At 76.2% G+C, this 25,552-nt stretch carries 23 protein-coding genes; 9 read left to right on the top strand and 14 right to left on the bottom strand.

Annotated features, from left to right (window positions below; translation table 11 throughout):
- Positions 1–2: 2 nt before the first annotated feature.
- Positions 3–863 (bottom strand): deoxyribonuclease IV, encoded by an 861-nt coding sequence (locus tag AC5RWQ_RS16005; protein WP_494283614.1) that lies wholly within the window; start codon positions 861–863, stop codon positions 3–5.
- A 5-nt stretch (positions 864–868) separates the two neighbouring features.
- A complete protein-coding gene (pknB, locus tag AC5RWQ_RS16000; RefSeq protein WP_494283514.1) occupies positions 869–2,851 on the bottom strand; it encodes a Stk1 family PASTA domain-containing Ser/Thr kinase in 1,983 nt (660 codons plus the stop codon).
- A 143-nt stretch (positions 2,852–2,994) separates the two neighbouring features.
- Between pknB and AC5RWQ_RS15995 the strand changes: the two genes are divergently transcribed.
- Complete coding sequence (locus tag AC5RWQ_RS15995; RefSeq protein WP_494283513.1) at positions 2,995–3,384, top strand: Rv2175c family DNA-binding protein; 390 nt, start codon at positions 2,995–2,997, stop codon at positions 3,382–3,384.
- A 96-nt stretch (positions 3,385–3,480) separates the two neighbouring features.
- On the opposite strand, the gene AC5RWQ_RS15990 is transcribed toward AC5RWQ_RS15995, so the two are convergent.
- Together AC5RWQ_RS15990 and AC5RWQ_RS15985 are read right to left on the bottom strand one after the other, a co-directional pair.
- On the bottom strand, positions 3,481–4,563 hold the full coding sequence (locus tag AC5RWQ_RS15990; protein ID WP_494283512.1) for a polyprenyl synthetase family protein: 1,083 nt from the start codon (positions 4,561–4,563) through the stop codon (positions 3,481–3,483).
- Between the two features lie 9 nt (positions 4,564–4,572).
- On the bottom strand, positions 4,573–5,910 hold the full coding sequence (locus AC5RWQ_RS15985) for an NsdA family TPR-like regulatory protein (RefSeq protein ID WP_494283511.1): 1,338 nt from the start codon (positions 5,908–5,910) through the stop codon (positions 4,573–4,575).
- Between the two features lie 256 nt (positions 5,911–6,166).
- Between AC5RWQ_RS15985 and metF the strand changes: the two genes are divergently transcribed.
- Together metF and AC5RWQ_RS15975 are read left to right on the top strand one after the other, a co-directional pair.
- Positions 6,167–7,084: a methylenetetrahydrofolate reductase [NAD(P)H] gene (gene metF, locus AC5RWQ_RS15980; protein ID WP_494283510.1), complete on the top strand. Its 918-nt coding sequence runs from the start codon at positions 6,167–6,169 to the stop codon at positions 7,082–7,084.
- 38 nt (positions 7,085–7,122) lie between these two features.
- Positions 7,123–7,812 carry a CDP-alcohol phosphatidyltransferase family protein gene (locus AC5RWQ_RS15975; protein ID WP_494283509.1) on the top strand — a complete coding sequence of 230 codons (690 nt, stop codon included), beginning with the start codon at positions 7,123–7,125 and terminating at the stop codon, positions 7,810–7,812.
- A 121-nt stretch (positions 7,813–7,933) separates the two neighbouring features.
- Here AC5RWQ_RS15975 and AC5RWQ_RS15970 read toward each other — a convergent pair whose 3' ends face one another.
- The 7 genes from AC5RWQ_RS15970 to AC5RWQ_RS15940 all read right to left on the bottom strand — a co-directional run bounded on the left by AC5RWQ_RS15970 (position 7,934) and on the right by AC5RWQ_RS15940 (position 14,101).
- Entirely contained in the window at positions 7,934–9,421 is a 1,488-nt protein-coding gene (locus AC5RWQ_RS15970) for a phytoene desaturase family protein (RefSeq protein ID WP_494283508.1), read from the bottom strand.
- Positions 9,422–9,433: 12 nt separating this feature from the next.
- Positions 9,434–10,561, bottom strand: coding sequence for a glycosyltransferase family 2 protein (locus AC5RWQ_RS15965; protein WP_494283507.1), 1,128 nt, complete (start codon positions 10,559–10,561; stop codon positions 9,434–9,436).
- Entirely contained in the window at positions 10,558–11,379 is an 822-nt protein-coding gene (locus AC5RWQ_RS15960) for a carotenoid biosynthesis protein (protein ID WP_494283506.1), read from the bottom strand. The genes AC5RWQ_RS15965 and AC5RWQ_RS15960 overlap by 4 nt, the downstream gene beginning before the upstream one ends.
- On the bottom strand, positions 11,376–11,951 hold the full coding sequence (locus AC5RWQ_RS15955) for a GNAT family N-acetyltransferase (protein WP_494283505.1): 576 nt from the start codon (positions 11,949–11,951) through the stop codon (positions 11,376–11,378). Before AC5RWQ_RS15955 ends, AC5RWQ_RS15960 begins: the two co-directional genes overlap by 4 nt.
- The gene (locus AC5RWQ_RS15950; protein WP_494283504.1) at positions 11,948–12,703 is read right to left on the bottom strand and encodes a monooxygenase; all 756 of its coding nucleotides are present in this window, start codon (positions 12,701–12,703) and stop codon (positions 11,948–11,950) included. The genes AC5RWQ_RS15955 and AC5RWQ_RS15950 overlap by 4 nt, the downstream gene beginning before the upstream one ends.
- Positions 12,700–13,188 carry a YbaK/EbsC family protein gene (locus AC5RWQ_RS15945; protein WP_494283503.1) on the bottom strand — a complete coding sequence of 163 codons (489 nt, stop codon included), beginning with the start codon at positions 13,186–13,188 and terminating at the stop codon, positions 12,700–12,702. The genes AC5RWQ_RS15950 and AC5RWQ_RS15945 overlap by 4 nt, the downstream gene beginning before the upstream one ends.
- Before the next feature lie 178 nt (positions 13,189–13,366).
- On the bottom strand, positions 13,367–14,101 hold the full coding sequence (locus tag AC5RWQ_RS15940) for a TetR/AcrR family transcriptional regulator (RefSeq protein WP_494283502.1): 735 nt from the start codon (positions 14,099–14,101) through the stop codon (positions 13,367–13,369).
- 90 nt (positions 14,102–14,191) lie between these two features.
- Between AC5RWQ_RS15940 and AC5RWQ_RS15935 the strand changes: the two genes are divergently transcribed.
- Complete coding sequence (locus AC5RWQ_RS15935) at positions 14,192–15,415, top strand: FAD-dependent monooxygenase (RefSeq protein ID WP_494283501.1); 1,224 nt, start codon at positions 14,192–14,194, stop codon at positions 15,413–15,415.
- On the opposite strand, the gene AC5RWQ_RS15930 is transcribed toward AC5RWQ_RS15935, so the two are convergent.
- From AC5RWQ_RS15930 to AC5RWQ_RS15920, 3 genes are read right to left on the bottom strand one after another with little or no spacing between them, the layout of a single operon-like run.
- Entirely contained in the window at positions 15,397–16,209 is an 813-nt protein-coding gene (locus AC5RWQ_RS15930) for an FAD:protein FMN transferase (protein ID WP_494283500.1), read from the bottom strand. The genes AC5RWQ_RS15935 and AC5RWQ_RS15930 overlap by 19 nt on opposite strands.
- Positions 16,210–16,223: 14 nt before the next feature.
- Positions 16,224–16,703, bottom strand: coding sequence for an FMN-binding protein (locus AC5RWQ_RS15925; RefSeq protein ID WP_494283499.1), 480 nt, complete (start codon positions 16,701–16,703; stop codon positions 16,224–16,226).
- Between the two features lie 20 nt (positions 16,704–16,723).
- Positions 16,724–18,121 carry a ferredoxin reductase family protein gene (locus AC5RWQ_RS15920; protein ID WP_494283498.1) on the bottom strand — a complete coding sequence of 466 codons (1,398 nt, stop codon included), beginning with the start codon at positions 18,119–18,121 and terminating at the stop codon, positions 16,724–16,726.
- A gap of 506 nt (positions 18,122–18,627) precedes the next feature.
- On the opposite strand from AC5RWQ_RS15920, the gene AC5RWQ_RS15915 reads away from it, so the two are divergent.
- From AC5RWQ_RS15915 to AC5RWQ_RS15895, 5 genes are all read left to right on the top strand, one after another.
- Positions 18,628–19,077, top strand: coding sequence for an SAV_6107 family HEPN domain-containing protein (locus AC5RWQ_RS15915; RefSeq protein ID WP_334493763.1), 450 nt, complete (start codon positions 18,628–18,630; stop codon positions 19,075–19,077).
- Positions 19,078–19,175: 98 nt separating this feature from the next.
- Complete coding sequence (imuA', locus tag AC5RWQ_RS15910) at positions 19,176–19,913, top strand: DnaE2-dependent mutagenesis accessory factor ImuA' (protein WP_494283497.1); 738 nt, start codon at positions 19,176–19,178, stop codon at positions 19,911–19,913.
- Positions 19,910–21,562 (top strand): DNA polymerase Y family protein, encoded by a 1,653-nt coding sequence (locus AC5RWQ_RS15905; RefSeq protein ID WP_494283496.1) that lies wholly within the window; start codon positions 19,910–19,912, stop codon positions 21,560–21,562. The genes imuA' and AC5RWQ_RS15905 overlap by 4 nt, the downstream gene beginning before the upstream one ends.
- Before the next feature lie 285 nt (positions 21,563–21,847).
- A complete protein-coding gene (locus AC5RWQ_RS15900) occupies positions 21,848–25,240 on the top strand; it encodes an error-prone DNA polymerase (RefSeq protein WP_494283495.1) in 3,393 nt (1,130 codons plus the stop codon).
- Positions 25,241–25,336: 96 nt separating this feature from the next.
- Positions 25,337–25,513 carry a hypothetical protein gene (locus tag AC5RWQ_RS15895; RefSeq protein WP_334493686.1) on the top strand — a complete coding sequence of 59 codons (177 nt, stop codon included), beginning with the start codon at positions 25,337–25,339 and terminating at the stop codon, positions 25,511–25,513.
- Positions 25,514–25,552 lie beyond the last annotated feature (39 nt).

The following is a 25,552-nucleotide window of genomic DNA, read 5'->3' as shown; positions in this document are numbered from 1 at the left end:
GGTCAGGGGTGGAGGCGGTTGAGGGTGGCGATGTCGGTGGCGTGACCCTCGTGCTTCTCCGTCGGGGTCTCCACCACGATCGGGACCCCGGCGGTGGCCGGATGGGCCATCAGCTCGGCGAACGCCGGCTCGCCGATGCTGCCCTTGCCGATGTTCTCGTGCCGGTCCCGGGTGGAGCCGCACAGGTCCTTCGAGTCGTTCGCGTGCACCAGCCGCAGCCGGTCCGCCCCGACCGTGGCGACGAGCGTGTCCAGGGTCGCCGTCATGCCGCCCTCGGCGGCCAGGTCGTGCCCGGCCGCCCAGGCGTGGCAGGTGTCGAAGCAGACCCCCAGCGCCGGGTGCCGGTCGACCGCGTCGAGGTACGGGCCCAGGTGCTCGACCCGGGAGGCCAGCGACCGGCCCCCGCCCGCGCTCGGCTCGACCAGCAGCATCGGGCCGCCCGCCGCCAGCGTCTCGTCCAGCAGCGGCAGCAACGCCTCGCGTACCTGCCGCATGGCGGCCTCGGCGTGCCCGGCGTCGACCGCGCTGCCGGCGTGGAAGACCACCCCGCGGGCCCCGATCGCCCGACCCCGGCGCAGCCCGTGCGCGAGGGTCTCCGCGGATCGCTCGACCGTCGCCGCGGTGGGTGAACCGAGGTTGACCAGCAGCGACGCGTGGATGAAGATCGGCACCTGCCGCTCGGCGCAGCCGTCGCGGAAGAGGCCGTCCTGCGTCGGGTCGCCGGCCGGCAGCGCCCAGCCCCGCGAGTTGGAGACGTAGACCTGCACCACCCGGGAGCCGGCTGCGTCCAGGTACGGCAGGGCCGCCTTCGCCAGACCGCCCGAGGTGGGGGTGTGCGAGCCGACCGGCCGGCGCGTCGCCACCGTGCTCACAGGCACCCGATCGTGACCGGGGTGCCCGGCGGCACCGACGAGTTCTCGCCCGGGTTCTGGAACCGGACGATGCCGTTCGGGTTGAACTGCACGGTCACCGGGAAGCCCATGCCCTGCAACTGCTGCTGGGCCTGCGGGCAGGGCTGGTCGATCACCCGGGGGACGACCACCTGGGCCGGGCCCTTGCTGACGTCGAGCTTGACCTGGGTGCCCTTCACGACCCCGGCGCCGTCGGCCGGGCTCTGCCCGAGGACCTCGTCCTTCGGCTTGTCCGAGTCCTTGTACGTCTCCACCGGCACCAGCCCGAGCTGCGCCAGCGTCGCCCGCGCCTCGTTGATGTTCCGGCCGACCAGGTTCGGCACCGTGATCGGCGCCCGGCCCCGGCTCAGCACGACGGTGACCCGGGTGCCCGGCCGGACCTGGGCCCCCGCCTTCGGGTTGGTCTCGACCACCACCCCGGCCGGGAGGTTGTCGTCGTAGCGGGCGGCGCCCTTGGCCACCACCAGCTTCGCGCTGGTCAGATCCGCCTCGGCCAGGTCGAACTCCTTGCCGACCACGTCCGGCAGCGGGAACCGCTCGGGCCCCAGCGACAGGGTGAGCGTGATGGTGCCGCCCTTGAGGATCCGGCCCGCCGAGGCCGGGCTCTGCGCGACGACCGCGTCGCGGGGCACCTTCTCGTCGTAGCGGGGCTCGGCGTAGGCGAGGGCGAAGCCACCCCGGTCCGCCTGCGCCTGGGCCTGCGCCTTGGTCATGCTCACCAGCTGCGGGGCGACCGTGTAGCGGCCCACCCCGACCCACCAGCCGCCCACAGCGGCGAGCAGGCCGAGCACCACCACGACGGCGGCCACCGAGAGTCGACCCCGGGGAGTGCCCATCACCCGGTCGCGCAGCTCGGCCAGTCGGGCCTTCGGGTCGCCGGCCGCGGCGGCCCGGCGCCGGTGCGGCCGCTGCGGTTGCCCCTCGGGCAGCCGCGCCCACGCCGGGCGCTCGGCCGGCCGTACGGCGGCGACGACCATGGTCGGCTGGGACACCGCCGACTCCTGGTCCGTCACCCGGCCCAGCGTGGCGGTGTGCGTGTTCGGGTTGCCCAGGTCGTCCCGGGCCACCTGCACCTCGGCCAGCAGGGCACCGGCGTCGGTGGGCCGGGCACCGGGATCGCGCCGGGTGGCCCGCCGGACCAGCTCGTCGAGGACCCGGGGCAGGCCGGGCATCAGGGTCGACGGGGCCGGTACGTCCCGGTCGACGTGCTGCCAGGCCACGTCCACCGGCCGGTCCCCGTCGTACGGGACCCGGCCGGTGAGCATCTCGAACAGCACGATGCCGGCCGAGTAGACGTCGGTGCGCGGGTCCGCGTGCCCGTCGGTGACCAGCTCCGGCGCCACGTACGCCACGGTGGCCATCAGCTGGTTGCCGTCGGCGTCCTCGGCGCTGGCCTCGACCGCGCGGGCCAGCCCGAAGTCGGCGACCTTGACCACGCTGTCGACCAGGTTGGCGGCGCCGCCGGTGGGCGCCTCGGCGACCAGCACGTTCTCCGGCTTGACGTCCCGGTGGACCAGCCCGGCCCGGTGGGCGGCGCCGATCGCGGCGAGCATCTGCTCCATGATCGCGAGCGCCTCGTCCGGGTTGAGCCGGCGCCGCTCGGCCAGCACGTCGCGCAGGGTGCGCCCCCGGACGTACTCCATCACCAGGTACGGCAGCCCGCCGTGGGTGCCCTGGTCGTAGACCGCCACCACGTTCGGATGGGTCAGCCGGGCGATGGTCTTGGCCTCGTCGGTGAACCGGTCCACGAACCCGGCCAGCCGGGACCGGGCCTCGGGCGCCTGGGACGGATGAATGATCTTGACCGCCACGGTGCGCTCCAGGCGCTCGTCGGTGGCGGTGTACACGGTCGCCATGCCGCCACGGGCGACGCGCCCGCGAATGCGGTAGCGCCCGTCGAGGAGCGAGCCCAGCAACGTGTCGGCGACCTGTGTGTCCATCGGCAGGCAGTCTATGTGTCCGGAGGGTGAAGGTTGAACAGGATGCTACAGCCGGGGCCCGATCCCGGCGGTCCCGCCGCGCTCGCGCAGGCCACCCGGGGTGCCGCTGCACCCGTCCGGGGGCGACGTGGCAGGGTGGGCGGGTGACCGATTCCGTACCCGCCGACCAGGCCCCCGGCGCCGACCTCGCCGGCCCGACCGACCCGGCCGACTGGCTGACCCTGCCCGACGTGGCCGAACGGCTCGATTTGTCGATCAGCAAGGTCCACCAGATGATCCGGGACCGCGAGCTGATCGCCGTCCGCCGCGACGGCGTCCGCCGGATCCCCGCCGACCTGGTGGCCAACAAGACGGTGCTCAAGCACCTGCCCGGCGTGCTGAACCTGCTCGCCGACGCCGGCTACGACGACGAGGCCGCGCTGCGCTGGCTCTACGAGCGCGACGACACCCTCTCCGGCGGCACCGGGGCGGCCACCCTCGGCGGCGACCACGCCCGCGAGGTCAAGCGCCGCGCCCAGGCCCTCGGCTTCTGACCCGCTCCTCCTCCGCCGATCACGGGGTTGGCGGCGGTTTCCGGGCCCGGACCGCCGTCAACGCCGTGATCGACCGAGACGTCGCGGTCCGGCTGGTCAGTCGGCGCGGCGGGTCGCGGCGATGGCCAGGTCGACCAGGGCCTGGCGGGCCTCGGTGTCGAGGTCGACGGTGGTCAGCGCGGCCAGCGCGGCATCCGTGAGGGTGACGATGCGCTGCTCCGTACGGGCCAGCGCCCCGCTGCCGCTGATCAGCTCCCGCAGCCGGGCCACCCCGGCCTCGTCCAGCTCGGGGTCGCCCAGCCGGCCGAGCAGCAGCTCCCGGCCGGCGTCGTCGGTCGCCTCGACGGCCGCCGCCACCAGATAGGTGCGCTTGCCCTCGCGCAGGTCGTCGCCGGCCGGCTTGCCCGTCTGCGCCGGGTCGCCGAAGACCCCCAGCACGTCGTCGCGGAGCTGGAACGCCTCGCCCAGCGGCAGCCCGTACGCCGAGTACGCCGTCCGGACGTCCGCGGACGCGTCGGCCAGCGCCGCGCCGAGCAGCAGCGGCCGCTCGACGGTGTACTTCGCCGACTTGTACCGGGCCACCTTGCTGGCCCGCTCCACCGAGGTGTCGCCGGTGACCTGGGTGAGCACGTCGAGGTACTGACCGACGGTGACCTCGGTGCGCATCTCGTCGAAGACCGGCCGGGCGCGGGCCACCGTACGCGGCTCCAGCCCGGACGAGTGCAGCAGCTCGTCCGACCAGACCAGGCAGAGGTCGCCCAGGAGCAGGGCGGCGGCGTCGCCGAACCCGTCCGGGTCCCCACCCCAGCCGGCGGCCCGGTGCCGGGCGGCGAACCGCCGGTGCACCGCCGGCTCACCACGCCGGGTGTCCGACCGGTCCATCAGGTCGTCGTGGATCAGGGCGCTGGCCTGGACGAACTCCAGGGCGGCCAGGGCGGTGACCACCTGGTCCGCGTCCACCCCGCCGGCGCCCCGGAACCCCCAGTACGCGAAGGCCGGGCGCAGCCGCTTGCCGCCGCCGAGCACGAACGCCTCGATCGCCTCGGCGACCGGCACCAGCGCGTCGTCGACGCCGGTCATCCAGGTGCGCTGGTTGGCCAGGAACTCGGTCAGCGCCTTGTCCACCCGCTGACGCAGGCCGGCGCGGTCGACGGGGGAGACGGGAGCAGCGTGGGTCACGCCACGACGCTAGCCGGTCCCGGGGGGCCATGCGGCACCACCGGGTCGGCGCGTCGTGGGAGCCGGTGCCCGGGCGAGGAACGGGCGGGCCTCGCCGAGCAGCGCGGTGTAGCGCCGTACCGCCGGCTCGGCGTGGTGCACGGCCAGCCGGCGCCCCAGCTCGGCCAGCGGGGTGGCCGCCCGCGCCGATCCCGTGCGGACCGCGTCGAGCACCGCCTCCCCGGCCACCGCGCAGGCCTGCTCCACCTCGCCGAGCTGGAGCAGGCCGCGGGCCAGCCAGCCGCCGTAGACCGCCGCGCTGCGGGGGCGGCCGGGACGCCGCGCCGGGCGCAGCAACGGCACGCCCGGGCCGGGACGGCCGAGCGCGACCAGGGTGCGGCCGGTCATCGCGGCCAGCTCGGCGTCGTCGAGCCAGTAGAGCCAGGGCGGCTCCGCGCCCGGGGTGAGGGCCGTCCGCCCGGCCGCGTCGAGGGCCTGCCGGGCGGCCGGTGCCCGGCCGCCCAGCGCCGCGGCGAGCGCGACCCGGTGCAGCAGCAGCGCCCGCAACCCCGGGCTGGCCGACCGGCGGGCGCCCGCGTAGCCGGCGCGGGCCAGCAGCAGCGCGCCCTCCGCATCGCCGGCGCCGGCCAGCAGGTGGCTCGCCGACCCGAGCACGTGCCCGGCGAACGCCGGATCGCCGGCTGCGGCGGCGGCCCGCAGCGCCAGCCGGTAGGCGTCCAGCCCGGCGGCGAGGTCACCGGCGTCCGTGCTGAGCCAGCCGGCGAGCTGGGCCGTCTCGGCGAGCACCGGTAGCTGCCGGCGGCGGCCCGCCGGGCCCGCGCCGGAGAGCGCCCGGACCGCCCGCCGCAGCCGCCCCGCCCCGAGCGGGGCCAGGTCGGCCCCGCCGGCGAGGTCGTCGAGGCGGCGCATCCGGGCCAGCGCGTCGGCGTCGGGCAGGTCGGCCGGGCCGTCGGCCGCCCGGCCCGGCGCCGCCGGCCCGGCCAGGCCGCCCGCCGGCGGCGCGACGACCAGCGGGGCCGACGGGTCCGCCGACCAGCGTTGTGCCAGCGCCAGCAGGGCGGACCGGGACCGAGACCCGGCCGGCCCCGGCACGTCGTGCCGGCGGCTGCGCGCTGCGGCGTCGGTCAGCAGCCCGGCCGGCGCGTCGAGGACGAGGGCGAGCCGGTGCAGCCAGCGGTCGCCCGGCAGCCGCGCCTGGCGCTCCCAGCGGGAGACCTCGTGCCTGGTCAGGGTCGGCACGCCGGCGGCGGCGCAGAGCTCGGCGGCGAGCCGCTGCTGGCTCCAGCCACGGGCCAGCCGCAGCTGGGCGATCAGCGGCCCGAGCAGGCGGGGGTCGGGCGGGGTCATGGGTCCTCCGGTCGGGCGTCGGCGCGGCGCCGCCCGCCAGGACAGGACGGGACGACGCGCCGCGGTGCGTGCTGACCCCCGCGCGTGCCCCCGGGCACCGGCCCGGCCGGCGCCACCCGCGCTGCGACATTCCTACCCCGGGGGTACGACGACACGCCGGACCCGAGGTGCGTCACCCCCGCCGCCCCGGTGACGACCCTCGATCGCCGGATGGGAAGTCGGTGGTGCGTCGGGCGGCGCCCGCTAGAGTCGTGGCGTGGCGCTCGGTCTTCCCTCGGTCCTCCCCAATCCGCAGCCGGCGATCGGGGAGCTCATCCGTGACCGCCAGCCGACCTTCTCGTTCGAGTTCTTCCCGCCCAAGACCCGCGAGGGCGAGCGGCTGCTCTGGCAGGCGATCCGGGAGCTGGAGCCGCTCCAGCCCTCGTTCGTCTCGATCACCTACGGCGCCGGCGGCTCGACCCGGGACACCACCGTCGCGGTGACCGAGCGGATCGCCACCGAGACGACCCTGCTGCCGATGGCGCACCTGACCGCGGTCAACCACTCCGTCGCCGAGCTGCGCAACGTGATCGGCCGGCTGGCCGGCGTCGGGGTGCGCAACGTGCTGGCGGTCCGGGGCGACCCGCCGGGCGACCCGGGCGGCGAGTGGATCCGGCACCCGCAGGGCGTCGGCTACGCCGAGGACCTGGTCCGCCTGGTCCGGGACGCCGGTGACTTCAGCGTCGGGGTGGCCGCCTTCCCGTACAAGCACCCCCGCTCACCGGACATCGAGAGCGACACCGCCCACTTCGTCCGCAAGTGCCGGGCGGGCGCCGAGTTCGCGATCACCCAGATGTTCTTCGACGCCGAGGAATACCTGCGGTTGCGCGACCGGGTGGTGGCGGCCGGCTGTGACACCCCGATCCTGGCCGGCGTCATGCCGGTCACCCAGATCGGCACCATCGAGCGGTCCGTGCAGCTCTCCGGCGCGCCGTTCCCGCCGGCGCTGGCCGAGCGCTTCGCGCGGGTCGCCGACGATCCGGAGGCGGTCCGCCGGCTCGGCATCGAGCAGGCCAGCGAGATGTGCGCGACGCTGCTGGACGAGGGGGTGCCGGGGATCCACTTCATCACCCTCAACCGGTCCACCGCGACCCGCGAGGTCTGGCGCAACCTGCGGGCCGACGCACGCGTGTGAACGTCCCGACACCTGAACCACGCCGCGACGGTTGATCCATGGTGGGCACACAGCTGAAGTGGGACGACTACGCGACCGCGTGGGCGCGGCTGCACGGCGGCTTCGACCCGCGGGCCGCCGCGCCGGTGGTACGCGCGTGGCTGCGCTTCGCCTACCACGTCGGGTACGTCCTCGGCCGGCTCCGGGTCACCCCGACCGCGGTCACCGCGGCCGGGGTGCTGCTCTGCTTCTGCGTACCGCTGTTCGTCACCCGCTCGGTGACCGGGCCGATCATCGGGGCGCTCTTCGTGCTGCTCGCCTCGGTGGCCGACAGCGTGGACGGCGCGGTGGCGGTGGTCACCAACCGGACCACCCGGCTCGGCTACGTCTACGACTCGCTCGCCGACCGGCTCGGTGAGATCGCCTGGCTGGTCGCCTTCTGGCTGGTCGGCGCGCCGGGGGCGCTGGTGGTCGCCGGGGGCGCGCTCTCCTGGCTGCACGAGTACGTCCGGGCCCGCGCGGTGGCCGCCGGGATGCGGGAGATCGGGGCGGTCACCGTCGGGGAGCGGCCCACCCGGGTCTGCGTGGCCCTGGTCGGGCTGCTGCTGGCCGGGCTGACCGGCCTGATCGACCCGGACCTGGCCGCCGGCACCGTCACCATGGCCACCGCCGTCTGGGTGCTGCTGGCCGGCTTCGGCCTCGGGCAGCTGCTGTCGACCGTGCGCCGCGCCCTGCTCGGCGCCGGCTGACCAACCGGGCTGTTCGGCCCCGGGCCGGGCCACCGCCACGGGCCGCGCCACCGCCACGGGCCGCGCCACCGCCACCGCCCCGGGCCACCACCCCTGGCCACCGCCACCGGCCGGTCAGCCGCTACCAGGCGGGGCCGATCTCGTCGGCGACGATCTGCGCGGACATGGTGACCATCGGCAGGCCGCCGCCGGGATGGCTGGAGCCGCCGACCAGCCACAGCCCGTGCGCCGGGCCCCGGTTGGCCGGGCGCAGCAGGCCACCCGCGGTGCCGTAGATCGTCCCGCCCGGGGCGCCGGTCGTGGCGGCCAGGTCGGCGGGGGTGCGCACCTCCCGGAAGGCCAGCCGGTCCCGGACGTCCATCCCGCGCTCGGCGAGCACGTCGAGGATCCGGTCGGCGTACGCGTCGGCCAGCCCCGGCCGGCGCCAGTCCACCGCGCCGGTCGCGGTGCCGTGGCGGGCGGCGTTGACCAGCACGAACCACGCCTCGTGCCCGTCCGGGCGGACCATCGGGTCGTCGGCGACGGTGACGAAGACCGTCGGGTCGGCGGCCGGCCGGGCCCGCACCCCGCGCCCCGGGTCGCCGAAGACCGCGTCGAACTCGGCGTCGTAGTCGCGGGGGAAGTAGACGTTGTGGTGGGCCAGCCCGGTGTCGCCGCGTACCCCGAGCAGCAGCACGAAGCCGGCCAGGCTGCGGTCGGCCAGCCCGGCCAGCCGGCGGGGGCTGGGCAACAGATCGCGGTAGACGGTGAGCGCGTCGACGTTGGCCACCGCCACGTCGGCCGGGACGGGCGCGGCGACGCCGGCGAGGCGTACCCCGTGCACCCGGCCGCCGGCGGCATCGATCCGGGTGACCGTCTCCCCGGTGCGCAACTCCACGCCCAGGTCGAGGCAGCGGGAGAGCAGCGCGTCGGCCAGCGTGCCCAGCCCGCCGCGCAGGTACCAGCCGCCGAAGGCCAGCTCCGCGTAGGGAACGGCGACCAGCGCGGCCGGGGCCCGGCGCGGGTCGGCGCCGGTGTAGGTGGCGTACCGGTCGAGCAGCATCCGCAGCCGTGGGTCGGACAGGTGGCTCCGGCCCAGCCCGCGCAGGGTCCGCCCGGGGCCGATGGCGGCCAGGTCGCCCAGCCGCCAGGCCAGCGCGGCCAGGTCGCGGGGGGAGTCGACGGCGCGGCGCAGGATGTCGCGGTGCGAGGCCGCCCAGACCCGGGCGGCCCGGCGCCACAGCCGCTGCCAGTCGGCGGCGGACCGGTCGCCGAGGGCGGCGCCGATCCGGGCGGTGAACTCGTCGTGGTCGGCGCAGGAGTCCAGGGTCGGCCCGCCGTCCGCGAAGACGTGCCGCACGATCGGATCGAGCGGGACCAGATCGAGGTACTCGTCGAGCTTGGCCCCGGTCGACTCGAACAGGTCGTGGAAGACCTCGGGCAGGGTGAGCAGGCTCGGCCCGGTGTCGAAGTGGAACGTCCCGTCCGGGGTGTCGTGGGTGTACCGGCCGAGCTTGCCGCCCACGGTGTCCGCCCGCTCGAAGACGGTGACCTGATGTCCGGTGACGGCCAGCCGGGCGGCGGTGGCCAGCCCGCCCACGCCGGCGCCGATGACCACGATGCGCGCCATGCCGCGCTCCTCCTAGCTGACCGGGCGGCCACGCCAGGACAGACGGTGCCGCTTTCGCAGATGGTACGACCGCAGGGTCAGCCAACCGAGGACCACGACCGACACGGGGTGTACCAGCGCGTCGGGCCAGGCCCGGCCGCCGGTGGCCCGGGCGCTGAGCACCCGCCCGGCGACCCCTGCGGCGTAGGCGGCCAGGGCGAGCCCGGCCACCACCGGCGCGCCGGCGGCCAGCGCCCCGAGGGCGATCAGCGGGGGCGCGGTGTAGAGCAGGAGCAGCAGGGTGACCACGGTCGCGGCGGCGCTCGGGTGGCCGAACGACGCCCAGAGCGACTTGGTGTAGCCGTCGCGCAGTTGCGGCCAGTTCTCGTACATCCGGCAGGCGGCCAGCCGGGAGCCGTCGGCCAGGGCGACCCGGCCGCCGGACCGCTTGACCGCCCGGGCCAGCTCGATGTCCTCCAGCACCTTGTCCGCCACCGCGGCGTGCCCGCCGGCCCGGTCGTACCCGGCCCGGTCCACCACCAGGAACTGCCCGCCGGCCGCGGCCAGCGACGGTCGCGCCGAGCGCTCCATCGCGCGCAGCGGCAGGAAGGTCAGCCACAGCCACTGGAGCAGCGGCTGGACCAGCCGGTCACCCACGGTCCGCACCAGGATCCGGGGGTACGGCGACAGCAGCGTCGCCCCGGCCGCGCGCAGTTCGGCCACCGCCGCCGCGACGGCGTACGGGGTGAGCACCACATCGGCGTCGACGAAGGCGAGGACGGTGGCGGCCGGGTCGGCGCGGACGGCGAGCTGGTGGCAGGCGTGTGGTTTGCCCAGCCAGCCGGGCGGCGGGGCGACCCCGATGAGCAGGGTGACCCGGGGGTCGTCGCCGACCACCGCGCGGACCACGTCGGCGGTGCCGTCGGTGGAGCCGTCGTCGAGCACCACGATCCGCAGCCATGGCACGCCCCGCTGGGCGAGCAGCGACCGCAGGCAGGGGGTCACCCGGTCGGCCTCGTCGCGCAGCGGCAGCAGCACCGCGACCGCCGCGCCGGCCTCGGCCGGGCCGCCGGTCGGGCGGCGCAGCCAGCGGCCGGCGTTGACCCAGGTGTGCGCGGTCAGCGCGGCGACCGCGGCGACCAGGACGAGGACGGCGGTCATGCGGTGGCGTCGACGCCGCTGCGGCGGGCCCGGCGCGGCTGCGGCCGGTCGACGTCGTCCCGGCGGGCGCGCAGCAGCGCCACCGTCAGCGGCACCGCGGCGACCGCCATGCCGACCGCGCCCCAGGCCGCCGACGCGGGCAGGTCGAGGAAGACCGCGTGCGCCAGCACGCTGGAGAAGTACGTCCACAGGTAGAGCGCGAACATCGGCGCGTCCCGCCCGTCGGTGTGCCCCGCGGTCGGCCCGGCGAGGGGGCGCAGCGCGCCCATCAGCAGCACCGCGAAGAGCAGCCAGCCCAGGTAGTTGCTGACCGGGACGCCGGGCAGCCCGGGCAGCGCCGGGGTGGCGTCCCGCCAGATCCAGTACCCCTCGGCCACCATCTGCGGGTCGAGGAAGAGGTCCCAGGCGGCCAACCCGACGGCGGCCAGTGCGATCCGGCCGAGCGCGGACGAGGTGAGCCGGACGGCGGTGAGCCAGGCGGGCCAGGCCATCCAGGTCCACGCCAGTGGGATGATCAGCGGTACCCCGGCCAGCTTCGGGCCCAGCTCGCCGGAGTAGTCGTAGCTGCCGAAGGGGAAGCCGGTGGCCACCCCGAGCGCCTCGATGGCGAAGCCGCCGCCGGTGGCGACCGCGACCAGCGCCGCCGCCGTGCGCGGGCCCCGGCTGAGCAGGGCGTGGCTCACCGCGAGCAAATAGCCCAGCACGACCGTGGCGACGGTCAGCCGGGCCCGGGTCCCGCCGGTGGTGAGCGGGTAGCAGATCTGGGCGAGGACGAGGACGGTCAGCAGCGCCCATCCGACGACGCGCTGCCGGCTCACGACTCGGCCGCGCCCGGTGCGGCGGGGTCGGGGGCGGCCAGCGGCAGGTCCCGGCCGAGCACGCCGAACGGGCGTTCGTCGCCGGGGAAGTGGAAGTGGCGCAGCACGTCGACGAAGCCGAACCGGCGGTACAGCCGCCAGGCCCGGGAGGTCCGCTCGTCGGCCTCGGGGGTGGAGAGCAGGGTGGTCGTGCCCTCGGCGAGGCTGAGCAGGGCGTGCAGTTGGCGGGTGCCCAGGCCGTGTCCCTGCGCGGCCGGCCGGACGTGCAGCTCGACCACCTCGAAGCAGTTGGTCAGCCAGCGCTGCCGGGCGTCGGGGTCGAGCGCCCGGTACACCTGGTCGTGCCACCACTGCCCGGCGGCGCCCAGGTAGCCGTACCCGAAGCCGGCGAGGTGACCCTCGGTGGTGAGGCTGGCGACCGCGCGGAAGCCGGGCCGGCGCACGTGGGTGGCGATGTAGCCGCGCCGGGCCAGCAGCAGGTCGGTGCGGTAGCCCATCGCCTGCCCGTAGACGGCGACCACGTCGTCCAGCCGCCGGACGAGATCGTCCGGCGTCCAGCGCACCAACCTCATGCGTGTCCCTTCACCGTTGCCGGATCGCCGTCGGCGACCCACCCGAGCACCGTCCGGTCGCCGACCACGCCGCGCACCTCGAACCGCGCGAAGAGTTCCTCCGCGTACCACCCCTCGGTGGGGGTGCGCGTGATCGCGGCGCGGTGCTCCGGGTGACGGTACGCGAACGCCACCAGGTCCGCGGGATCACGCCACACGCTGACCGTGCCCTGCCAGCCCAGCGGCGCCTCGCCGACGCCGAACCGGGCGAGCAGCCCGGGGGCGGTGTGCAGCGCGGCGGCGACCGGCGGGATCGCCTTCCAGAAGGTGGCCGCCCGGCGGGGGCGCAGCCGGGCCCGGGTCAGCGCCAGCACCGGCCCGGCGACCCGGCCGCCGGGCGGTTCGCCGAAGGGGCGTCGCCCCGACCACTCGCCCCGGCTGCTGACCGGGCGCAGGTCGACCCGGACCCCGGACCGGGCGATCCGGGCCCAGGCCCGGCCGACCGGGGAGGCGTCGAAGCCGTCGGCCGCGGCGGGGTAGTCCCAGACGGTCAGCGCCGCCCACCGGGTCAGGTCGGCGTCGCCGGGCCCGAAACCGGTGCCGGTCCCGGTGCCGAGCAGCTTGCCGAACCGTACGCCGGGGGTGGCGCGCAGCCGGCGCGGGTCGAGCGCCATCCGGGTCAGCGCCCGGGGCAGCGCGGCCCGGGAGACCCGCCACACGTGCAGGGTGACCAGCTCGGGGACGGTGTCGCCGGCCGCGTCTCGCTCGCTCACGCCACCTCGGCCGGGGTGCCGGCGGTGATCCGGAGCAGGTCCGCGTACGTGCTGGGGAAGACCGCCTGCGGCACCCCGCCGGCCGCCCACACCTCGGCGTACCCCTGCAGGGCGGTGTCGACCAGGGTGCGCAGCGGGCGCGGGTGGCCCAGCGGGGCGACTCCGCCGATCACCTGGCCGGTGTGTTCCCGGACGAATTCGGGGGTGGCCCGGCGCAGTCGGGTGACCCCGAGGCGGGCGGCCAGTTCGGCGGTGTCCACCCGATGCGCGCCGGAGGTCAGCACCAGCAGCGGTGCGCCGTCGGCCTCGAAGACCAGCGAGTTGGCGATCGCCCCGACCTCGACGCCGAGCGCGGCGGCGGCCGCGGCGGCGGTGTGCACCGCCTCCGGCAGCAGGCGGACCCGGCTCGGGCCGCCGGAGCCGTCCCGGGTGTCCGCCGCGTCGAGCGCGTCCTGCACCGCCTGCACGTTCGGGTGTGGCTGCATCCGCCCATTGTCCCCGGTGCGGCCGGGCCGGTCGCACCCGGCCACGCCGGGTCCGCCGCGCCGCCGACCGAGTCGCGCCGCGCCGCCGACCGAGTAGCGCCGCGGTCCCGCTGGCCAGCCGGGGGCGCGGCGGACCACGGGCCGTTCCGGCTGCGCGACCTCGACCCGGGAGCGGAGGTCAGGACCGTTTCCGGCGCTCGACGAGCAGGGCGATGCCGTCGAGGATGCGCGCCAGCCCGAAGTCGAAGGCCTGGTCGGGAGCGTCGTTGGCGGCCGCCGACCGGGCCGCCGCGACGACCGCCGGGAAGTGCTCCTCGCGTCCCCGCAGCAGTGCGGTGAATCCGGTCTCCCGGTGCTGTCCCGGCGTGCCGGCGGGGGTGGCGGCGTCCTGCTGGGCCAGGCCGCGGGCGTGCCCGAGCAGGAGCACCGCGACGTCGAGCAGTTCGGCGCCGCGCAGTCCGGTGCCGGTGAGGGCGGCGGTGGCGCGTTCCAGCCAGCCCATCTCGTTCGGGCCCGGCAGGCGGGGGCCGACGGTCGCCGGGATGGACCACGGGTGCCGGCGGAACCGGTCGTAGATCTGCCGGGCCCAGTCGTCGAGCTGTTCGCGCCAGCCGGCGTCGGGCGGCGGCGCGGGCGGCTCGCCGATCGCCGTCTCGATCATCAGGGCGACCAGTTCGGCCTTGCCGGGCACGTACCGGTACAGCGCCATCTTGGTGACGTCCAGCGACTCGGCGACCCGCTGCATGGTCACCGCGGCGAGCCCGTCGGCGTCGGCGATCGCGACGCCGGCCCGGGCGATGTCGGCCAGGGTGAGAGTCGGCCGGGGCCCGCGCCGGGGGCTGCCCGGCGTCTCCCAGAGCAGCTCGTAGAGCTTGCGCATGTCGGCCCTGCCGCCGGCGTCCGCCCGGTCCATGGCCCTCCCGTCGGATCGGTCTTGTCGTGGCCGGAAACTGTGTCTACAGTACTCTGTATCCAACGGACACAGTTTCAACGGGGGGAAACCATGTCCCATGCCCTTCCGCTGCGCGGCCTGCGCGGCCTGCGCGGCCTGCGCGGCCTGCGCGTCCTGGTCTCCGGGGCCGGGGTCGCCGGCCCGGCGGCCGCCTGCTGGCTGACCCGCTACGGCGCCGACGTCACCGTGGTCGAGGCGGCGCCCGCGCTGCGCACCAGCGGCTTCGCGGTCGACTTCCGCGGCCCCACCCACCTCGGCGTGCTGGCCGCCACGGGCGTGCTCGGCGAGCTGCGTGCCGTGCAGACCCACGCGGGGGCGATCAGCTGCGTGGACGCCCACGACCGGGAGATCTTCCGGCTGCCCGCCGAGTTCGCCGGCGGCGAGTTGGAGGTCCACCGGAGCGACCTGTCCCGGATCCTGTACGCGCAGAGCGCCGAGCGGGCCGACTACCTCTTCGGCGACGTGGTCACCGCGCTGACCGACACCCCCGACGGGGTGCGCGTCGACCTCGCCCACGCCCCGTCGCGCACCGTCGACCTGGTGATCGGGGCCGACGGGCTGCACTCCGGCGTCCGCCGCCTCGCCTTCGGGCCCGAGTCGGCGTACGTCACCCACCTCGGCTACCACCTGGCCGGCTGGGACCTGCCGAACGACCTGGGCGCCGGTCCCGTCTCCCGGCAGTACACCGTCCCCGGGCGGATGGCCGGCGTCGCCGCCGACCAGCGCGACCCCGGCCGGGCCGGCGCGCTCGTCGTCTTCGCCTCGCATCGAATCGACCACGACTGGCGGGACGTCGACCGGCAGAAGCGGCTGGTCACGGAGGCCTTCGCCGGCCTGGGCTGGCACGTGCCCCGGCTGCTGGCCGGCCTCCGGGACGCCCCCGAGCTGTACTTCGACTCGATCAGCCGGGTCCGGGTGCCCCGCTGGCACACCGGCCGGGTGGTCCTGCTCGGCGACGCGGCCTGGGGGGTCACCCTCGGCGGCATGGGTGTCGGGGCCGGCGTCGTCGGGGCGTACGTGCTGGCCGGCGAGCTGGCCGCGGCGGCCGGCGACCACCGGGTCGCCCTCGCCGCGTACGAGCGGCGGCTGCGCGGCTACGCCGCCCGCTGGCAGCGGGGCGCCAACCCCGGCCGCTTCCTGGCGCCGGCCACCGCCGGGGGACTCTGGCTGCGCAACCGGCTGCTGCGCACCCGGGCGGTGCGGGCGATGCTGGTGCGCGGCACCGGTTCCCTGGCCACCGATCTCGACCTGCCCGACTATCCGGCGCGGGTCTGAGCCGCCGGTCGGGTTCCGGGCCAGTTCGGGGTGGCCCGGACCCGGCCGGCGGTGTCCACCAGCAGGGCCGGGTACCCGTCCAGGCCGGCCAGCCAGTCCAGCGCCCACGGGCCGGCGGCCACCGCGGCGGTGGCGTACACGTCGGCCCAGAGCAGCTCCGGCCCGACCACGGTCACCGACCGCAGCGTGGTCGCCGGCCGGCCGGTGCGCGGGTCGAGGATGTGCGGCCCGCGCCGCGCGGTCCCCGAGGTGGCCACCGCGCCGTCCCGCCGCTCCAGCACGTCCAGCAGCCGGCCGGGGTGGTCCGGGTCCTCGATGCCGACCCGCCACGCCGGCCGGCCCGGGCCGGTACGCAGCAGCACGTCCCCACCGGCGTTGAGGCAGAGGTCGTGCTCGGGCAGGTCGGCCAGCCAGCGCGCGGCCCGCTGCACGGCCCAGCCCTTGACCAGCCCGGACGGGTCGAAGCCGGCGCCGCCGGAGGGCAGCGGCAGCCGACGGGCGTCGAACCGGCCGCCGGTGCGCGTCCGGGCCGTCTCGCAGAGCCGCACCACCTCACGGACCGGGTCGCTGGCGGTGGCGAGGTCCGGCACCCGCCCGGCCAGCCGCCCGATCTCGCTCTCCGGCCGGTAGGTGCTGAACGTCGCGTCGACCGTGCGCAGCTCGGCGAAGAGCCCTTCCACCCGGGCGGCGACGGCGTCGGTGTGCACGTCCGGCCCGCGCAGGTGCACGCTCACCGGCAGCCCCATCACCTGCACCACCCAGGCCCGCCGGTCCTGTTCCAGGGCCGGGTTCATCGTGCCCGCCCCGTTCACTTGAGGTGCGCCGCGTCGATGGCGGCCTGCAACGACTCGCGGTAGCCGTCGCTGGTCACGGTGGCGCCGGAGACGGTGTCGATCTCGGCGCTCTGCGCGGCCATGGCCTCCTGCCGCAGGATCGGCACCGCGTAGTCGTTGATCTCCTGGTCGCGGTGGTTGCCGTCCGGCACCTGGAGCACGCTGACGTCGGTGATCTTCCCGCCCGAGGTGGTGATCCGGACCTGCACCGGCCCCCACCGGGTCTGCGCCACCGAACCGTCGTACCTTCCGCTTTCGCTCGACGTGCCGGAGCCGGTGGACGAGCCCTCGTCGGTCGTGCCTCCGGCGGCGTCGGCCGAGCCGGCGCTCGTGGTGTCACCGCCGGCGGCGATGGCGCTGGTCCCGCCGCCCACGCCCATGGTGCTGGTCTTGTAGCTGAACAGCAGGACCAGGGCGGCCACGGTGGACAGCAGCCAGATGGTGATCCGTCGCACGGATCCTCCCTTCGCGCCTGTCACCAGGCGAAGCGTTCGTGATGGGTGTGCGCCTCGGGCACGCCGGCGGCCCGGGTCGCGGCCCGCGCCGCGTCGATCCAGCCGTCCGGGCCGCACAGGTAGACGTCGTGGGTGGCGATGTCGGGGGAGAGTCGGCGCAGCGCCTCCGCGTCGGAGAGACCGTCGGCGTAGGCCGGCAGCCAGGCCGGTCGCCGCGCACGCGGCCCGACCAGGTGGTGGACCACCACGCCGCGCTCCGCGGCGAGCCGGTCCAGCTCCGCGGCGAAGGCCAGCTCCTCGTGGGTACGCGCGCGGTAGAGCAGCACCGCCCGGCCCGGGGCGTACGGCAGCTCCCAGAGCAGGGCCAGCAGCGGGGTGATGCCGACGCCGCAGGCCAGCAGGGTGATCCCGCCGCCGCGCCAGTGCTCCCCGGTCATCCGCCCGTACGGCCCTTCCAGCAGTACCCGGGTGCCGGGGCGCAGGGTGGCCACCCGGGCGCTGTCGTCGCCGAGCTCCTTCACGGTGATCCGCATCAGGTCGCCGGACGGGGGCGCCGACAGCGAGTACGGGTGCGCCCGGGACCAGCCGGGGCCGTCCAGGAACCGCCAGCTGAAGAACTGCCCGGCCCGGACCGGCAGCCGGTCCAGGTGGCGCCCGCGCAGCCAGACCGAGGTGATGCCGGGGGCCTCCGGGACCACGGCGGACACCTCGACCCGGTGCCGCAGCGTGCGCCAGGCCGGCACGCCGAGCCGGAAGACCAGCACGCTGCCTAGCGCCACCAGGTACGCCGTCCACCAGTAGGCCCGGGCGGCGGCCGAGGCGACGAAGTCCGCGCCGGTCCAGAGCTGGTGCGGCAGCGCCAGCCCGATGCCCAGGTACGCGTAGAGGTGCAGCAGGTGCCAGGACTCGTAGCGCAGCCTGCGGCGGGCCGCCCGGATCGAGGTGACCACGACCAGCACCAGCAGCGCCAGCGCGGCGGTGGCCAGCAGCATGCCGGGGTAGCCGGTGACCAGCAGCCAGGTCTCGGTCAGCACGTTCTCCCGGGCGGTGCCGGCGTACCCGAGGGTGGTCAGCACCACGTGGGCCAGGAGCAGGTGGAACGAGGTGAAGCCGGCGAGCCGGTGCCAACGGGCGATCCGGTCCTGGCCGAAGCGCCGCTCGATCAGCGGTACCCGGGCCATCAGCACCACCTGGATGAGCATCAGGTCGGCGCTGAGCAGGCCGGTGAGCCGGCCGGCGGAGGTGAGGCCGGTGGCGAGCCCGGAGACCAGCTCCTGTACGCCGCGGTCGGCGGTCCAGAGCGCGGTGACGACCAGCAGGCTGAGCACCGCCAGGCTGCCCGCGACATCGGCCCACCAGCCGGGCGCGGTGGGCAGGGGTCGGTGCGTGGCGCGCCGCTCCAGGACGATCGTGCTCATCCGACGGTCGTTTCTGCGGATCGGTCTGTCATGGGTTCCACCCTGCGGGGACGACCTCTGGACCGGCTTTGCCGTTGCTGTGCGCGGCCTGAGAATCGCCGCGCCTCCCCGTACGCCACTCGTTGCGTTTTCGTCGGTGGCAGGGTGTACTGTCAGAGCAGTTAGAACGAGTGTTCGATTGAGTCGTACGCCCGTTCCAACGCACCCGGGAGAGGTGTTTCGCGGCGCCGGCTCCCGGGCGGTGCGGTTTCGCGGACCGCACCGGGTTCCGGGCAGTCGCGAGCCCGGTCCCATCAAAGGCAGGATCGTCGTCCGCCGCCCACGACCCCCGGGCGGCGGGCGACGAACCCGCCGGTTCGCCGGCCGGGTGTGGTGTGGGGAAGCATCCACACCCGGCCGGCCCCCACACCGGTGTGTCTTCCTCCGCACCACCCGCTCCGAGCGCCCGCCGACGGATCCGATCCGTCGCGCGTCGCGCCCGCCCCGGCTACGTGGAGGAGACAGTCATGCCGAGCAACCCGGCCCAGGCACCGACGGTGCCGGCGCACGTGCTGCCCCACCGCACCCCGGCCCAGCTCCTCGCGGTGGCCCGGCACGGGCTCGCCGAGGCCGCCCAGACCCGCCCCGACGGCCTGCGCTACGCGGCCGCCCACCTGGCGGCGCTGCGCGCGGCGGCGGCCCTGCTCGCCGCCCGGGCCCGCCCCGCCCCCGCCCGGCGCAACCGGATCACCAGCGTCTGGGTCCTGCTCTCCACCGTCGCCCCCGAGCTCGACGAGTGGTCCCGCTACTTCGCCGCCGGCGCCGGCAAGCGCGCCGCCGCCGAGGCGGGCATACCCCGGGTGGTGACCGCCCGGGAGGCCGACGACCTGCTCCGGGCCGCCGAACAGTTCGTGGCGGTGGTGGAGACCGCGCTCGGGCTGGCCCACCAACCCACCCTCGACGGCCTCGCCGCCTGACCCGGCCCCGCCCGGGTCCCTCGCCGGGCGCCGCCCGGCCTCCATCCGTTCCAGCAGCGACACCTGATCCAGCAGCAACACGACGGGGGGTTGGTCCCATGGCGGGCCGCATGGTGGTCGGTTCCGCCGCACTGGCCGGTCTGGTGCGCCCGGCGAGCGCGCCGGACCCGGCGGGCGGTCACCGGGTGCTCCCGGTGACACCCGAGTTGACCGGCCTGCTGCCCAGCCGTGGGCTGCGCCGGGGGAGCACGATCGCGGTCTCCGCCGGCCAGCCCCGGCGCAGCGGCGGCACCTCCCTGGTCCTGGCGCTGCTCGCCGAGGCGTCCCGGGCCGGCTCGTGGTGCGCCGTTGTCGGGGTGCCGACCTTCGGCGCGGGCGCCGCCGCCGAGGTCGGCATCGCGCTGGACCGGTTGGCCCTGGTGCCCCATCCCGGTCCGGAGTGGCCCACCGTCGTCGCCGCGCTGATCGACGGGGTCGACGTGGTGGTGACCGCCGTGCCGCACGCCGTCTCCGCCTCGGTCGCCGACCGGTTGGCCGCCCGGGCCCGGCAGCGCGGCTGCGTGCTCGTCCCGTACGGCCGCTGGGACGGCGCGGACGTCACCCTCCAGGTGGTCCGGGGCGTCTGGGAGGGGCTCGGCCAGGGCCGTGGCCGGCTGCGCCGCCGCGAGGTGACCGTCTCCGCGCGCGGGCGTGGCGCGGCCGCCCGGCCCAAGGAGATCAAGGTCTGGCTGCCCGGCGACGGGCTCACCCGGATCATCCCCCGCACCGTCACCGCCATGGCCCGAGCCGTTCCCGAGGCCCGTCGGGGCGCGCTCACCGTGGTCGGGCCGGCATGACCGGCGCGCCGGTGCGCACCCTGCTGCTCTGGTGTCCGGACTGGCCGGTGATCGCCGCCGAGATCGTCGACGGGGTGCCGGCCACCGGGCCGGTGGCCGTGCTGCACGCCAACCGGGTGGTGGCCTGCTCGGAGCAGGCCCGCGCCGAGGGGGTACGGCGGGGCCTGCGCCGGCGCGAGGCGCAGGGGCGCTGCCCCCAGCTGACCGTCGTCGATCACGACCCCGGCCGGGACGCCCGCGCCTTCGAACCGGTGGTCGCCGCCGTCGAGGAGGTCGCCGCCGGGGTCGAGGTGGTCCGCCCCGGCGCCTGCGCGCTGGCCGCCCGCGGTCCGGCCCGCTATCTCGGCGGGGAGGAGGCGGCCGCCGAGCGGATCGTCGAGCAGGTCGCCCAGGCCTGCGCGGTGGAGAGTCAGGTGGGGATCGCCGACGGGGTCTTCGCCGCCGGGCTCGCCGCGCGTGACGGACGGGTGGTGCCGCCCGGCGGGACGCCCGAGTTCCTCGCGGGGCTGCCGGTCGAGGCGCTCGGCCGGCCGGCCCTGACCGACCTGCTGCGCCGGCTGGGCGTGCGTACCCTCGGCGACTTCGCCACGCTGCCCGCCGGTGACGTGCTGGCCCGGTTCGGCTTCGACGGTGCCCTCGCGCACCGGCTCGCCGCCGGCCGGGACCACCGGCCGCTGGCGGTCCGGCAGCCCCCGGTCGACCTGGCGGTCACCGCCGACCACGACGAGCCGCTCGACCGGGTCGACGCGGCGGCCTTCGCCGCCCGCGCGCTGGCCGAGCAGCTGCACGACCGGCTCGCCTCGTACGGGTTGGCCTGCACCCGGCTCGGCATCGAGGCGGTCACCGCGCACGGCCAGGAGCTGCACCGGGTGTGGCGGCACGACGGGCTGCTCACCGCCGCGGCCATCGCCGACCGGGTCCGCTGGCAGCTCGACGGGTGGCTATCGGGCAGCGCCGGCCGGGCCGGTGGCCGCCCGGCCCGGCCGACCGCCGGGATCGTCCGACTGCGACTGGTCCCCGACGGGGTGCTCACCCACGTGGGCCTCCAGCCCGGCCTGTGGGGGGAGACGGGGGAGGAGCGGGAGCGGGCGCACCGGGCGTTGAGCCGGGTGCAGGGCATCCTCGGCCCGGAGGCGGTGGTCACCGCCGTGCTCGGCGGCGGCCGTTCCCCGGCCGACCAGACGCACCTGGTGCCGTGGGGCGACGAGCGGCTGCCGGCCCGCCCCGGCCCGCCGCCGCTGCCCGGCGGGCCAGGCGCGACGGGTGGGTCGGGCGCGACGGCACGGCCGGGTGTCTCGCCGTCTCCGGACCGGACCGCGCCCCCACCCTGGCCGGGGCGGCTGCCACCGCCCGCACCGGCAGTGGTGCTGCCCAGCCCGCTCGCCGCTGCCGTGCACGACGCCACCGGCGAGCCGGTCGTGGTCAGCGCCCGGCTCGCGGTGAGCGCCCCGCCGGCCCGGCTGACCGTCGGCACGGGCCGACCGGCCGAGATCGTCGGCTGGGTGGGCCCGTGGCCGGTGGACGAGCGGTGGTGGGCCCCCGCCGAGGCCCGCCGCCGGGCCCGGTTCCAGGTCTGCCTGGCCGACGGTGCCGCCCTGCTGCTGGCGGTGGAGGCCGGCCACTGGCTGGTGGAGGCGATCTATGACTGAGCGGTCGCCCGGGCCCGGCGCGCTTCGCCGGACTGCCCGCGCCGTCGCCCGCCCGGCCCGCCCCGCGCCGGTCCGGTCCGCGCCGGTCCGGTCCGCGCCGGTCCGGTCCGCGCCGTGGAGATGTTTCCCCGTGAGCGGTATGACGGAGAGTCATAAATATGACCCAGCGTCATACCGCTCACCGGGGAATCCGGCGGTGACCCCGGCCCACCGCGCGTCCAGCAGCGCCCCCGGAAGCGCCCCCGGTGGGCGGCCACCGCCCGCCAGCGTCGCCGGGGCGGCCGGATGAGCTTCCACAACCCGAAGCTGCCCTGGTCGGAGCTGGAGCGGGTGCTGTCCGGGCGGCCCACCGGCGGCGGGGCGGCCGACCGGTCCCGGGGCGGGCGGCCGCGCGAGGAGCGGCACCTGCACGTGGTGGATCCGCTCGCCGTCGACGCCGACGGCGGAGACTCCCCGGCGTGGAGCCGCAAGCGCCAGCAGTACGAGGCGCCCGAGCTGCCCCGCCCCGACGGCACCGTCCCGTACGCCGAACTGCACGCGCACTCCAACTTCAGCTTCCTCGACGGCGCCAGCCATCCCGAGGAGCTGGCCGAGGAGGCCGCCCGGCTGGGGCTCACCGCGCTCGCCGTCACCGACCACGACGGCTTCTACGGGGTGGTCCGGTTCGCCGAGGCGGCCCGCGAGCTGCACCTGCCGACGATCTTCGGCGCGGAGCTCTCCCTCGGGCTGCCCGGCCCGCAGAACGGCGAGCCGGATCCGCTGGGCCGGCACCTGCTGGTGGTCGCCCACGGCCACGAGGGGTACGCCCGGCTGGCCACCACCATCGCCCGCGCGCAGTTGCGCGGTGGCGAGAAGGGCCGACCGGTCTACGGGGAGCTTGAGGAGGTCGCCGACGAACTACGTGACCACGTGCTGGTGCTCACCGGCTGTCGCAAGGGGCACGTGCCGGCGGCGCTGCTCACCGAGGGCGTCGACGCGGCAGCCCGGGAGCTGGACCGGCTCACCGCGCTCTTCGGCGCGGAGACGGTGGCGGTGGAGCTGACCGACCACGGGCACCCGGTCGACGCCGACCGCAACGACGCCCTCGCCGAGCTGGCCGGCGCGGCCGGGCTGCCCACGGTCGCCACCAACAACGTGCACTACGCCACCCCGGGCCGACGCCGGCTGGCCACCACGCTGGCCGCGGTGCGGGCCCGGCGCAGCCTGGACGAGATCGACGGCTGGCTGCCCGCCGCGGCCACCGCCCACCTGCGCAGCGGCGCGGAGATGGCGGCTCGGTTCGCCGCGTACCCGGGTGCGGTGGCCCGGGCCGCCGAGTTCGGCGCGGAACTCGCCTTCGACCTGCAACTGGTCGCGCCCCGGCTGCCGGCGTACCCGGTGCCGCCGGGGCACACCGAGATGAGCTGGCTGCACCACCTGACCATGCAGGGAGCGCGGGAACGCTACGGCCCGCCCGAGGCGCACCCGGAGGCGTACGGGCAGCTGGAGCACGAGCTGCGGATGATCGACGACCTGGGCTTCCCCGGCTACTTCCTGGTGGTCTACGACATCGTCACGTTCTGCCGGGAGCAGGACATCTACTGCCAGGGCCGGGGTTCGGCGGCGAACTCGGCGGTCTGCTACGCGCTGCGGATCACCAACGTGGACGCCGTCCGGCACCGGCTGCTCTTCGAGCGCTTCCTCGCCCCGGAGCGCGACGGCCCGCCCGACATCGACGTGGACATCGAGTCCGACCGTCGGGAGGAGGTGATCCAGCACGTCTACGCCCGGTACGGCCGGGAGCACACCGCCCAGGTCGCCAACGTCATCTCGTACCGGCCGCGGTCGGCGGTGCGGGACGTGGCCAAGGCGTTCGGCTTCTCGCCCGGCCAGCAGGACGCCTGGAGCAAGCAGATCGACCGCTGGGGCTCGGTCGCGTCGGTGGACGTCGAGGACATCCCCGAGCAGGTCGTGGCGTACGCCAACGAGTTGCAGACCTTTCCCCGGCACCTGGGCATCCACTCCGGCGGCATGGTGATCTGCGACCGGCCGGTGATCGAGGTCTGCCCGGTGGAGTGGGGGCGGATGCCCGGGCGCAGCGTGCTCCAGTGGGACAAGGACGACTGCGCGGCGGTCGGCCTGGTCAAGTTCGACCTGCTCGGCCTCGGCATGCTCTCCGCGCTGCACTACGGCTACGACATGATCGGCGCGACCCTCGACCTGGGCGACATGACGCTGGACGACCCCGAGGTCTACGACATGCTCTGCCGGGCCGACTCGGTCGGGGTGTTCCAGGTGGAGAGCCGGGCCCAGATGGCCACCCTGCCCCGGCTGAAGCCGCGCGAGTTCTACGACCTGGTGGTGGAGGTGGCGCTGATCCGGCCCGGCCCGATCCAGGGCGGCTCGGTGCACCCGTACATCCGGCGCAAGAACGGCCAGGAGCCGGTGACCTTCCCGCACCCGCTGATGCGCAACGCGCTGGAGAAGACCCTCGGCGTACCGCTGTTCCAGGAGCAGCTCATGCAGCTCGCGATCGATCTGGCCGGCTTCGACGCGGCCGGCGCCGACCAGCTGCGCCGGGCGATGGGGTCGAAGCGGTCGGTGGAGCGGATGGCGCAGATCGCCGACCGGCTCTACGCCGGGATGGCCGAGCGGGGCATCACCGGGGAGTTGGCCGACGACGTCTACCGCAAGCTCACCGCGTTCGCCAGCTACGGCTTCCCGGAGAGCCACGCGATGAGCTTCGCCTACCTGGTGTACGCCAGCTCCTGGCTCAAGCGCTACCACCCGGCGCCGTTCCTGGCCGCGCTGCTCAACGCCCAGCCGATGGGCTTCTACTCGCCGCAGACCCTAGTCGACGACGCCCGCCGGCACGGCGTGGAGGTACGCCGCCCGGACGTCAACGCCAGCGGCGCTCTGGCGGTGCTGGAGTCCACCCCGGAGACCCGGTGGGGGAGCCAGCCGGGGGAGCCGCCGCACGCCTGGGGGCTGGGCGGGCCGGCGGTCCGGCTCGGGCTGGGCGGCGTGCGTACCCTCGGCGAGGACGTGGCCGAGCGGATCGAGACGGAGCGGACGGCCAACGGGCCGTACCGGGACATGCCGGACCTGGCCCGGCGGGTCGGCCTGACCGCCGCGCAGCTGGAGGCGCTGGCCACCGCGGACGCCTTCGCCTGTTTCGGGCTGACCCGGCGGCAGGCGCTCTGGGCCGCCGGCGCGGCGGCCCAGGACCGCCCGGGTCGACTGCCCGGCACGGTGACCGGGACGGCGGCGCCCACCCTGCCCGGCATGGAGGCGGTGGACCGCCTCGTCGCCGATGTCTGGGCGACCGGGCTGTCGCCGGAGAGCCACCCGGCCCGGTTCATCCGGGACCGGCTGGACGCCCTGGGCGCGGTGCCGATCGCCCGCCTCGGCCGGGTCGAGCCCGGCCAGCGGATCCGGGTCGGCGGGATCGTCACCCACCGGCAGCGGCCGGCGACCGCGGGCGGGGTCACCTTCCTCAACCTGGAGGACGAGACGGGGATGCTCAACGTCACCTGCTCGCCGGGCCTGTGGCAGCGCTACCGCCGGGTGGCCCGGACCAGCGCCGCGCTGGTGGTCCGCGGCCGGTTGCAGCGGCACGAGGGGGTCACCAGTCTCACCGCCGACCGGCTGGACGCGATCGAGCCGCCGGTCGCCCCGGCGTCCCGGGACTTCCGCTGAGCCGAGTGATCCACATTACGGTTTCCGGGGCCGGAAGGAGGGACACTTCCAGCACGTGCGGGCAGAGTGGCCCGCTCGCCGCAAGGGGGAAGACCAGTGACGGGGAACAGCACGTACACCGGATTGGCGAACGCCCGGCGCACCCGGCTCGGTGCCGGATGGACGCCGGCGCAGGACGCCGAGCCGCGTGAGTACCAGATCACCGACGGGCCGGTGGCCAACGCCCAGCGGTCCCGCGCGGAGGAGGACCCCGCCGGCGGCGGCGAGTCCTGACCTGATCGAAGACCGGTACCACCTACGGGGGGTCGGTTG

This window comes from Micromonospora sp. BS32, from assembly GCF_059089345.1.
Note: the sequence above shows the minus strand (reverse complement) of the source record. Positions and strands in the feature narration are given on the sequence as shown.

Coding starts and splice junctions, on each gene's coding strand:
- pknB (WP_494283514.1), bottom strand. CDS start 2,851: ATGGACACACAGGTCGCCGACACGTTGCTGGGCTCGCTCCTCGACGGG.
- AC5RWQ_RS15985 (WP_494283511.1), bottom strand. CDS start 5,910: ATGACCCCGCCCGACCCCCGCCTGCTCGGGCCGCTGATCGCCCAGCTG.
- AC5RWQ_RS15975 (WP_494283509.1), top strand. CDS start 7,123: ATGGTGGGCACACAGCTGAAGTGGGACGACTACGCGACCGCGTGGGCG.
- AC5RWQ_RS15970 (WP_494283508.1), bottom strand. CDS start 9,421: ATGGCGCGCATCGTGGTCATCGGCGCCGGCGTGGGCGGGCTGGCCACC.
- AC5RWQ_RS15965 (WP_494283507.1), bottom strand. CDS start 10,561: ATGACCGCCGTCCTCGTCCTGGTCGCCGCGGTCGCCGCGCTGACCGCG.
- AC5RWQ_RS15955 (WP_494283505.1), bottom strand. CDS start 11,951: ATGAGGTTGGTGCGCTGGACGCCGGACGATCTCGTCCGGCGGCTGGAC.
- AC5RWQ_RS15945 (WP_494283503.1), bottom strand. CDS start 13,188: ATGCAGCCACACCCGAACGTGCAGGCGGTGCAGGACGCGCTCGACGCG.
- AC5RWQ_RS15940 (WP_494283502.1), bottom strand. CDS start 14,101: ATGGACCGGGCGGACGCCGGCGGCAGGGCCGACATGCGCAAGCTCTAC.
- AC5RWQ_RS15935 (WP_494283501.1), top strand. CDS start 14,192: ATGTCCCATGCCCTTCCGCTGCGCGGCCTGCGCGGCCTGCGCGGCCTG.
- AC5RWQ_RS15930 (WP_494283500.1), bottom strand. CDS start 16,209: ATGAACCCGGCCCTGGAACAGGACCGGCGGGCCTGGGTGGTGCAGGTG.
- AC5RWQ_RS15920 (WP_494283498.1), bottom strand. CDS start 18,121: ATGAGCACGATCGTCCTGGAGCGGCGCGCCACGCACCGACCCCTGCCC.
- AC5RWQ_RS15915 (WP_334493763.1), top strand. CDS start 18,628: ATGCCGAGCAACCCGGCCCAGGCACCGACGGTGCCGGCGCACGTGCTG.
- imuA' (WP_494283497.1), top strand. CDS start 19,176: ATGGCGGGCCGCATGGTGGTCGGTTCCGCCGCACTGGCCGGTCTGGTG.
- AC5RWQ_RS15905 (WP_494283496.1), top strand. CDS start 19,910: ATGACCGGCGCGCCGGTGCGCACCCTGCTGCTCTGGTGTCCGGACTGG.
- AC5RWQ_RS15900 (WP_494283495.1), top strand. CDS start 21,848: ATGAGCTTCCACAACCCGAAGCTGCCCTGGTCGGAGCTGGAGCGGGTG.